Source organism: Streptomyces sp. NPDC006510, assembly GCF_040611955.1.
GTDB lineage: Bacteria > Actinomycetota > Actinomycetes > Streptomycetales > Streptomycetaceae > Streptomyces.
Genome location: NZ_JBEXPH010000243.1, coordinates 1 through 10,417, shown reverse-complemented (window position 1 = coordinate 10,417; position 10,417 = coordinate 1). Strand labels below are relative to the sequence as shown.

Here is a 10,417-nt window from a genome sequence, read left to right as displayed (position 1 = left end):
TGCCGCTCACCCCGAACGGCAAGGTGGACCGGCGGGCGCTGCCCGCGCCCGAGGGCCACCGCCCGGACGTCACCGCCGCGTTCGCCGCGCCGCGTACACCCACGCAGCGGGCGGTCGCCGGCATCTGGGCCGAGCTGCTGGGCGTCGACGAGGTCGGCGCGGACGACGATTTCTTCGAGCTGGGCGGTCACTCCCTGCTGGCCGCCCGGGTCGCCTCCCGGCTGCGTCGGGACCTCGGGGTGGACGTGCCGTACCGGACGCTGTTCGACGCGCCGACGCCGGCGCTGCTGGCGACGGCCGTGGACGCGCTGGATCCGGGGACCTGCGCCGCGATCCCGCGGGCGGACCGGTCGGCGGGTGCCCTGCCGCTGTCCTTCGCGCAGCAACGCCTCTGGTTTCTGGACCAGCTGGCGCCGGGCCGGGCCGAGTACGCGATCCCGGTGGGGCTGCGGGTCGAGGGGGACTTCGCGCCGGACGCGTTCGGTGCCGCGCTGACAGCCCTGACCGCCTCGCACGAGATCCTGCGGACCCGGTTCGTCGCGGACGCCACGGGACGTCCGTTCCAGGTCGTCGACGCCGTGCGGGAGGTGGCGGTGGACGTCCACGACGCCCGGCACCTCGGTGCCGACGCCGCGCGCGAGATGCTGCGCGAGGCGGCGGGACGGCCGTTCGACCTGGCCACCGGGCCGCTGCTGCGTGCGGTGGCGGTGCGGGTGGCCGACACGGAGTGGCTGCTGCTGCTCACGGTGCACCACATCGTCTCCGACGGCTGGTCGGAGGGCATCCTGGCTCAAGAGCTGGGCGAGCTGTACGGGGCGGCGATGGCAGGCCGGCCGTGCACCCCGGCCCCCCTCGGCCTCCAGTACGCGGACTTCGCGAGCTGGCAGCGCGAGGTGCTGGACGGTCCGGCGCTGGCGGGGCAGTCGGCGTACTGGCGGGAGCGGCTCGCCGGAGTACGGCCGCTGGAACTGCCGGCCGACCACCGGCGGCCGGCCGAGCGGTCGGGCCGGGGCGGCACGGTGTCCTTCTCGGTGCCCGCCGACGTGGCCGGCGCGGCCCGGCGGCTGGCGGCGGGGCAGGGGGCGAGCCTGTTCATGTCGCTGCTGGCGGTGTTCCAGCTGCTGATGGCGAAGTACAGCGGTCAGGACGACATCGCGGTCGGCAGCCCGGTCGCCGGTCGCAACCGCGCCGAGACGGAGGATCTGATCGGTTTCTTCGTCAACACCCTCGTCCTGCGCACCGATCTCTCCGGCGACCCGGCGTTCACCGAACTCCTCGACCGGGTCAAGGACGCCGCGCTCGGTGCCTACGACCACCAGGACCTGCCCTTCGAACGCCTCGTGGAGGAACTCGCCCCCGACCGCGACCTGTCCCGCAACCCCCTGTTCCAGACGATGTTCGTGCTCCAGAACACCCCTGACGGGCACGCCTGGCAGCTGCCCGGAGCGGCGGTGGAGCCGTTCGCCGTCCGCGAGGAGGAGGCCAAGTTCGACCTGACCCTGATTCTCACCGAGCGGCCCGACGGCTCGCTCGACGGCGATCTGGTGTTCGCCCTCGACCTGTTCGCACCGGACACGGCGGAGCGGCTGGCGGGGCACTTCACCACGCTGCTGTGCGCGGCGGTCGCCGGCCCGGAGCGCCGACTGTCCGAGCTGGAGGTGCTGACCGGTGCCGAGCGGCGCCGGGTGCTGGCCGAGTGGAGCGGTACGGCGTCCGCCGCGGACACCGGGGCCGAAGCCGGGGCCGGGGCGACGGTGCACCGGCTCGTCGAGGAGTGCGCCGCCCTGCGGCCGGACACGACGGCGGTGCTCTCGGCCGGCGGAGAACTGACCTATCGGGAGCTGAACGCGCGGGCCAACCGGCTCGCCCGGCACCTGCGTTTCCGCGGAGCCGGTCCCGGGGCCGCGGTCGCCGTGTGCCTGGAGCGCGGCCCCGAGCAGATCACCGCACTGCTGGCGGTACTCAAGTCCGGCGCCGCCTACCTGCCGCTGGATCCGGAGCACCCCGCCGACCGGCTCGCCCACATGGTCGCGGACGCGCGGGCCGCGCTCGTGGTCACCGACAGCGCCTGGGCCCCACGGCTGCCCGACGAGCCCGGCCGGTTCCTCACCGACCGGGACTGGCCGTCCCTCGCGGACCTGCCGGCCCACGACCCGGAACCCGCAGCGTCCCCCGGCGACCTGGCGTACGTGATCTACACCAGCGGATCCACCGGCCGGCCCAAGGGCGTCGAGATCGAGCACCGCAGCCTGGTCGGCCTGGTCCGCTGGACGGCCGACACCTTCGGCGCGGCCCCGGGACGGCGTGTCGCGCTGCTGGCCGGGGTCGGGTTCGACGCGGCGGCGTGGGAGTTGTGGCCCGCGCTGGCGACTGGTGCCACCGTGTGCGTACCCGACGACACGGTGCGGCTGACGCCGGCGCTGCTCCAGCGCTGGCTGAGCGAGCGGCAGGTCACGGGCACCTTCGTCTCGACGCCGATGCTGGAGTCGCTGGCGGCCCTCGACTGGTCGCAGCCGACCTCCCTGGAGTACGTGCTGACCGGTGGTGACGCGCTGCGCCTGCCGGCCGGGCTGCGCCTGCCCTTCCGCGTCGTCAACAACTACGGGCCGACCGAGTCGACGGTGGTGACGACCTCGGCCGAGGTCGTCACCGGCACGGCCGTGCCGCCGATCGGCCGCCCGGTGCGCGGCACCTTCGTGTACGTGGTGGACCGGTACGGCCGGCCGGTGCCGACCGGGGTGCCGGGCGAACTCCTCGTCGGTGGCGCTGGGCTGGCGCGCGGATACCGGGGGCAGCCGGGCCAGACGGCGGAGCGGTTCGTGACCGCCGACGTCGACGGCACACCGCGCCGGGTCTACCGCACCGGGGACCGGGTGCGCTGGCTGGCCGACGGGCAACTGGAGTTCCTGGGGCGGCTGGACGACCAGGTGAAGCTGCGCGGGCACCGCATCGAGCCCGGTGAGATCGAGGCGGTGCTGCTGGCAGGCCCCGACGTCGCCGCAGCCACCGTCGTCGTCCGCGAGGACGCCCCCGGCGACAAGCGGCTGGTCGCGTATGTCGTCCCGGCAGCGGGCGCTACGGTGCGCGGCGAGGCCCTGCGCGGGCGGCTGCGCCGTGAACTGCCCGACTTCATGGTGCCGTCCGCGTTCGTGGCGCTGGAGCGGCTGCCACTGACCCCGAACGGCAAGGTGGACCGGCGGGAGCTGCCCGCGCCCGAGCCCCGCGCATCCGAGGCCGGCGGTCCGGCCCCTCGTACTCCGGTCGAGCGCGCGATCGCGGCGGCCTGGTCCCAGGTATTGGGCACCGAGGTCACCCGTGTGGACGACAACTTCTTCGAGCTCGGCGGCCACTCCCTGCTCGCCACCCAGGTGACGTCACGGCTGCGGGACGCGCTGGGTGTGGAGGTGCCGGTGCGGGAGCTGTTCGCGGCACCCACCGTCGTCGGGCTGGCCGCGGCCGTGGCGGAGCTCGCTGCCGACGGGACGGCCGGTGCGGAGCGAATCGTGTCGGCCGACCGGACCGGCGGGCCACTGCCGCTGAGCTTCGCCCAGCAGCGGCTGTGGTTCCTCGACCAACTGGAGCCCGGACGCGCGGAGTACGCCGTACCCTTCGCACTGCGCGTCAGCGGCGCGCTGGACACCGATGCCCTCGACGCGGCGCTGACCCGCATGCTGGCGCGGCACGAGATCCTGCGGACGAGGTTCGTCGCCGACGACGACGGTGAGCCGGCGCAGGTCGTCGATCCGCCGACGCCGGTGCACACGGCCGTCCACGACCTGCGGCACATCGCCGACACCGAGGAACGACAGGAGGCAGCACGGCACTTGGCCCGCGCGGAGGCCGCCCGCCCGTTCGACCTGGCGGCGGGACCGCTGCTGCGCGCGCACCTGGTGCGGCTGGCCGACGAGGAGGCACACCTGCTGCTGACGGTGCACCACATCGCCTGCGACGGCTGGTCGGAGCCGGTCATGGCGCGCGAACTACGGGAGGGTTACCGGGCGGCGACGACCGGCATCCCGCCCGAGGACACGGAACTGCCTGTGCAGTACGCGGACTTCTCCGTGTGGCAGCGACAGCAGCTCACCGGTGACGTGCTGGAGGGGCAGCTGGCGTACTGGCGGGATCGGCTCGCCGGGGTGGAACCTCTGGAACTGCCCACCGACCACCGCCGTCCGGCGGGGCGGCCCGGAGGCGGCGACACCGTGACGTTCGAGGTGAGCGCGGCAGTGGCCGCCGGGCTGAAAAAGGCGGCCAGGAGCGGCACCGCGAGCCTGTACATGGTGCTGCTGGCTGCCTTCCAGGTGTTGCTGGTCAAGTACGCCCGCCAGGACGACGTGACCGTCGGCAGCCCGGTCGCCGGCCGCAACCGCGCCGAGACGGAGGAACTGATCGGTTTCTTCGTCAACACCCTCGTCCTGCGCACCGATCTCTCCGGCGACCCGGCGTTCACCGAACTCCTCGACCGGGTCAAGGACACCGCCCTCGGCGCCTACGACCACCAGGACCTGCCCTTCGAACGCCTCGTGGAGGAACTCGCCCCCGACCGGGACCCGTCCCGCAACCCCCTGTTCCAGACGATGTTCGTGTTCCAGAACACGCCGGACGAGCATGGCTGGAGCCTCCCGGGGCTGGACGTGGAGCCGTTCACAGTCGCGCTGCCGGACGCCAAGTTCGACCTCACCCTGGTGATGTCCGAGGACGTGGACGGCGGACTGCGCGGCGCCCTGGAGTACCGGACGGACCTCTTCGAACGGGACACGGTCGCCCGACTGGCCGGCCACCTGGGCACACTGCTGGAGACGGTGGCCCGCGAGCCCGCGGCACGGCTGTCCCGGCTGTGCCTGCTCACTGCCGAGGAACGGCGGCGGACGGTGGTCGAGTGGAACGACACCGCGGCCGCCTTCCCGGACACCGCCACGCTGCACGGCCTGTTCGAGGAGCGGGCGGCCCAGCAGCCGGACACGGTGGCCGTCGAGGGGCCGCAGGGCACGCTGACCTACGGCCAACTGAACGCGCGCGCCAACCGGATCGCCCACCACCTGCGCACTCGGTACGGAGTGCGGCCGGACATGCCGGTCGCGGTGTGTCTGGAGCGCGGCCCCGATCTGGTGACGGCCGTGCTGGGCATCCTGAAGGCGGGGGCGCCGTATGTGCCGCTGGACCCGGACTATCCGGCGGAGCGGCTGGCGTACATGGTGCGGGACACCGCGACCCCGGTCGTCCTCACCGGCTCCGCGCACACCGGCCGGCTGCCCTCGGACGTACCCTTGCTGCTGCTCGACGAGGACACCGCGACGCTGGCCGGCGAGCCGGACACCGATCCCCGGCCGGCCGCCGCACCGCACCACCTTGCCTACCTGATCTACACCAGCGGTTCCACCGGCCGCCCCAAGGGCGTCCAGGTCGAGCACCGCAGCGTGGTCAATCTGGTGCACTGGACGGCGCGGGAGTACGGACTGGAACCCGGGCAGCGGATCGCGCTGCTGGCCGGGATCGGTTTCGACGCGGCGGCGTGGGAGCTGTGGCTCGGCCTGATCCGCGGCGCGACCTGTTGCGTCACCACCGAGACCGTCCGGCTCACCCCGCATCTGCTGCGGGACTGGCTGTGCGAGCAGCGCGTCCACGCCACGTTCCTGTCCACGCCGATGCTCGAGGCCCTGGCGGCGCTGCCGTGGGCGGCGGACAGCACCCTCGACTACGTGCTGACCGGCGGTGACCGGCTGCGGATGCCGCCGCGGGCACGGCTGCCGTTCCGCGTGGTCAACAACTACGGACCCACCGAGACCACGGTCCTCGCCACCTCGACGGTGGTCGAACCCGGCGACGCGGTCCCGCCGATCGGCCGGCCCGTCTCCAACGCCCTGGCGTTCGTGGTGGACCAGCACGGCCGGCCGGTGCCGGTCGGGGTGCCCGGCGAACTCCTCATCGGGGGCGTGCCGGTGGCCCGCGGCTACCGGGGCAGGCCGGAGCTGACCGAGGAGAGGTTCACCGCGTACGAGGCCGAAGGAGTGAGCACCCGGGTCTACCGCACCGGTGACCTGGTGCGGTGGCGGGCGGACGGGCAGCTCGAGTTCCTGCGGCGGATCGACAACCAGGTGAAGATCCGCGGCAACCGCATCGAGCTCGGCGAGGTCGAGTCCACATTGCTGACCCACCCCGGCATCGGCGAGGTCGGTGTGATCGTCCGCGAGGACACGCCCGGCGACAAGCGGCTCGTGGCGTATCTCGTGGCCACCGGCGCGGACGCGCCGAGCACCGCGGATCTCCACGCCCACCTGGGGCGGTTCCTGCCCGACTATATGATCCCGGCGGCATTCGTCACGCTGGAGCGCCTCCCACTGACCGCCAACGGCAAGGTGGACCGGGCGGCCCTGCCGGTGCCGGACCACCAGCGGCCGGATCTGGGGAGGGAGTACACGGCGCCGCGCAACGCCGTCGAGCGGACCGTCACCGCCGTGTGGCAGGAGCTGCTGGGCATCGACCGCGTCGGCGTGCACGACAACTTCTTCCAAATGGGCGGGCATTCGCTGCTCGCCACGCAGGTGGCCTCCCGGCTGCGGAAGGCGCTGCGGGTCGATGTGCCGGTGCGAGCCGTGTTCGACTCGCCCACCCCGGCGCAACTCGCCCAGGGCATCGCCGACCTGATGATGGCGGCGATCACGGCGCAGTTCGCACCGGCCGGGTGACCCGCCCGGTGCCACACCGTGAAGGGGCCGGACCCCGTCGCCGAGGTCCGGCCCCTTCACGGCCCGGTCACGCCAGATGGGACGGTTCAGGCCATGTCCTCGGCGCGGATGCCGCCGCTGGCGATCGCGAGGGCGCCGAGCTGAAACCGGCTCTGGGCACCGAACCGGTCGGTCAGCTTCTCCGAGAGCCGGCGCACCGTGCGCAGTGAGACGTCCATCCGGCGGGCCGCCGCCGCGTCCGTGAGCCCTTGCGCCCACAGCCGGAGCACGTGCTGCTCCTGGAGGGAGAGGTTGCCGCGGGTACGGGGGCGTGCCTCCGCGAGCGGCAGGGCTTCCTTCCACAGCCGGGCGAACAGGGTCGCGAAGGCTTCCGTGACCGACTCGACGCCGCACGCCATCGCGCCGACCACGCTGCGGCCGCTCGTGACCGGCACGACGGCGTGCCTGCGGTCGGAGACGATCATCCACACCGGCAGCGACGGCAGGGTGCGGACGGCGCCGCCGCACTCCTCGTTCCGGCGCAGGCGCTCCGTCGCCTCGGGGTCGTTGCGGACGCTCTCCAACACGATGGCGCGAGCGGGCGTACCGCGTCGCCGCAGGATTTCGTCCAGCGAGTGGCCGGCCTCGAAGGCCGCCGCGTCCGGCCGCTCGGCCGGTCCGACGGTCAGCCATTCGTTCGCGCACTCATCGGCGAGAGAGGTGATGTGCCGCCACACGGCGTCCGCGCCGGCCAGCCACTTGACGTCCGGAACGCTCTCCCGTCCGCCGCGCCCGCGCTCCGACAGCAGCCGCGTCACCTCCAGTCGGCTGCCCTCCACCTGGAGCCGGTGGCGGGCTAATTCCTCCTGCTGCCGGGTGAGCATCGCTGCCAGTCCGACCTCCGGATCGATCGGCCGCCAGCCGCTGGCGGAGTCCCCCGGAACGACGAGCAGCAGGGCGGACAGCCGCTCCAGCCCGCCCCGGACCGTTTCCTCGGTCTCCTTCAGTTGCGCGGCCAGCTCGGCCACCTCCGCGCCGGGCCGGTCGACCATCGAGATGTACACACTCCGTGCAACGGAGTCGATACCCAGAGAGGTCCGCATGTCGTGCGCTCCTGTATGTCTTGTCGTACGGCACCTGTTGGCTGTGGGACACGAGTCGAGTTCGGACCGGCGGCGCTCCCTCGGGACGTCACCGCGGGAACCCGCCGGCCGGACACCAGTAGAGCGGGTGCCGCAGCGACGGCGGATGCGGGGTGATCCCCCAAGTTCCTTTGGGACAACCACTCGTGGGGCGGGCGAAGACACCCCCACGGATGGCTCCCGCGCCTCGACGAGCCGGTCTCCCGCGGCCGGAGCGCACACCGGACCGGACACCGTTGCGCACGCCGTCCTGTTCGCAGGCCGCCGACGAGTTGCCTTCCGTGCTCGTCGGCGGGCGCGACCGGGCGGAGGTTGCACAGGCCGTAGCAGCGCTGTGCGATCGGACGGCCGATCAGGCCGCCGCGTGCTTACGCTAATCGGGCGACCGGCCAAGCCCTGCGGGCCTGCACGACAAGCAAGCGCGGCAGACCGGGCCGTGTAGTGGCGGCCGGGGTCGTGCGTCCCCCATGGTGCGTCGTGCATGCCCCCATATACCGCTGGGCCGACCACCTGCTCGTACGCCCCTCGGCCGGACGGCACCCGGTCGCACCCTCAGCCGCGCACGCCGCTGACCTGCCTCGTCGGGCGGCACGGCCGCGACCGGTCGTCCTCCGACGCCGCGGCGCTCCGTGCGCCCCTCTACCTCACCGGTCAGGGGGCCGAGGATATGGGGGACAGTCCCCCATGCGGGGTCCCCAGCACATCCGTGATCTTGGTCTCGTGGCCGATTCAGCCGCACACGCGACTCCACCGCCGTGAGCCCCGGCCCCGTCCCGCGGGCCACCGCGATCCTCCAGGCCGGTACCGGCCGCGCCCCGCTCCGCACCGGCGCCCCCCGTCCCGACTGCGCCGATCCGCGGACCATCCTGTGCCGGCCCGGTCTTCGCACGCTGAGAGTCACCGGGCGGGAACTGCCGACGCCGTCTCGTATCCGCTCTCACGGACACGAGGTTCTTCGCCGTTGAGTCGACGACGGCCGGGTGTCTGTGAGTCCGGGGCCGGGCCAGAGGACGGGCATGCTGATTCGGATGCGAGAAGTGAGCAGAAGGTCTTCCGGGGATTCGAGGAGAGCCCCGGTTTAGGAGTTGCGGGTAGCGTGCCGGAACGGGTGTGCCGTGCGCACGCCGCTGCGCCGTGCGGAGCGGCGGGGGCCTCGTCGATATCCGGCCAGTCTCGCCGCTGGGCTGCTCTCGAACTGATGTCGGGAGTAAGCGCGGGAAGTTGGGGGAACTCGGCGCCGGAGCCTGAACCGCATAGCGTCGCTGCCGAGCGAAGCCTATTACTGGGCGGTTGTCGCAGGCGCGTTCAAGGTGACTACCGGGGAGCGGGAGGCTGCCCGGAAGCTCGCCAACACGCGGTCGCTGAATGATCTGTCGGAGTGGCAGCAGTGGCTGTTGAGCCACTTCGACTTTTCCATCAATGCCGAACAGGCGTTGAGCCTTGCGGAGATGTGGGCCCGCGTTGCCGCTGTACAGGCAGATGCCCGCGGATGAGGCCCCGTCAGCCCGAGAACATGTGGGAGTACCAGTGACCCGGCCATGGTGGTATCGGATACCGCCGACCGCAGTGGTGCTGATCACGTACGCCGCGACCGCGTGCCTGCTCGTCCTCACCATTTCGAAATCAGCGGTCGTGTGGGCCGGAGGCGGGCTGCTGCTCGACTGCTGGCGACGTTCGTGCAGGGCGCGGCCAGGGCCAGGCACGACAGGCTCCACGGGGCGTAGCGGAGCAGTTCCCGGCCTGGCGCCGGAGCGTACTGCTCGACCGGGCGCGCCGCCTCGGGGCGGTGTGGGCTGGGGGAGGTTCGAACGTGTGGACCGGTCCGTCTCTGCCGCTCCTGCCCAGCAGGCGGCGCGCGGGGCAAAGGTGCTGGCTGAACTTCGACCCGGCACTGTCGACAGGGAACCTTCACGTCCTTACAGTCACGAATTATCACACAGAGTGATCATTTGAGTGGGGGAAGGTGCCATGAAACACCGGATCATGTCCGTCCTGGGTGCCGTTGTACTCGCTGCCGGAGTCCTGGGCGTCAGTGCGCCATCGGCCAGTGCCGTGCCCGGAGGCTGTGCCTACGCTTCGTCGACCTACCGACCGACCATTCAGTACGGCAACACGGGAGTGGCCGTGAAGCAGGCCCAGTGCCTGTCGAACGTCTGGGGCGGTGTGCCCAAACTGAACGTCGACGGCATCTTCGGCAGCGGGACGCGCACCAAGATCAAGTGGATCCAGGGGTGTCACGGCCTGACCAAGGACGGAATCATCGGGGCCAAGACCTGGAGCGTTCTCTACAACCCCGCTCTCGACTGCTACGACCCCTACCCGGGATAGAGCTGCGCGGATGACTGTGGCCTTGCCCGACGGCGGCACGGGCAAGCGCCCGGCTTCGGCGGGGCCGGCCGGAGTTTTGCAGGTGGCGCACGAGAGGCAGTTCAAGCCGTCCCGGAACGTCCAGGGGGCTTGGCGTCCCGCGCGTGGCCCCGTCGAACGTGACGGGGTCACAGGGGTGTTCGGACGGCTAGTACTCCAGTCTGGTTTCGCGATGCTGGTAGACCCGGCTGGGAACGCGTACGGCCACCGCGTGATCATCGGGGGTTGTGTGGACTCCTGAAG

The 10,417-nt window shown here is 72.3% G+C and carries 4 protein-coding genes; 3 read left to right on the top strand and 1 reads right to left on the bottom strand.

Annotated elements, in window-relative coordinates:
- The first annotated feature begins 23 nt into the window (after nucleotides 1–23).
- Complete coding sequence (locus ABZY11_RS39130) at nucleotides 24–6,686, top strand: amino acid adenylation domain-containing protein (RefSeq protein WP_356483736.1); 6,663 nt, start codon at nucleotides 24–26, stop codon at nucleotides 6,684–6,686.
- Between the two features lie 86 nt (nucleotides 6,687–6,772).
- Here the strand turns inward: ABZY11_RS39130 and ABZY11_RS39125 are convergent, their stop codons facing one another.
- Nucleotides 6,773–7,768, bottom strand: coding sequence for a helix-turn-helix domain-containing protein (locus ABZY11_RS39125; protein WP_356483735.1), 996 nt, complete (start codon nucleotides 7,766–7,768; stop codon nucleotides 6,773–6,775).
- 1,349 nt (nucleotides 7,769–9,117) lie between these two features.
- Here ABZY11_RS39125 and ABZY11_RS39120 point away from each other — a divergent pair.
- On the top strand, nucleotides 9,118–9,300 hold the full coding sequence (locus tag ABZY11_RS39120; protein ID WP_356483734.1) for a hypothetical protein: 183 nt from the start codon (nucleotides 9,118–9,120) through the stop codon (nucleotides 9,298–9,300).
- 631 nt (nucleotides 9,301–9,931) lie between these two features.
- A complete protein-coding gene (locus tag ABZY11_RS39115; protein WP_356483733.1) occupies nucleotides 9,932–10,135 on the top strand; it encodes a peptidoglycan-binding domain-containing protein in 204 nt (67 codons plus the stop codon).
- Nucleotides 10,136–10,417 lie beyond the last annotated feature (282 nt).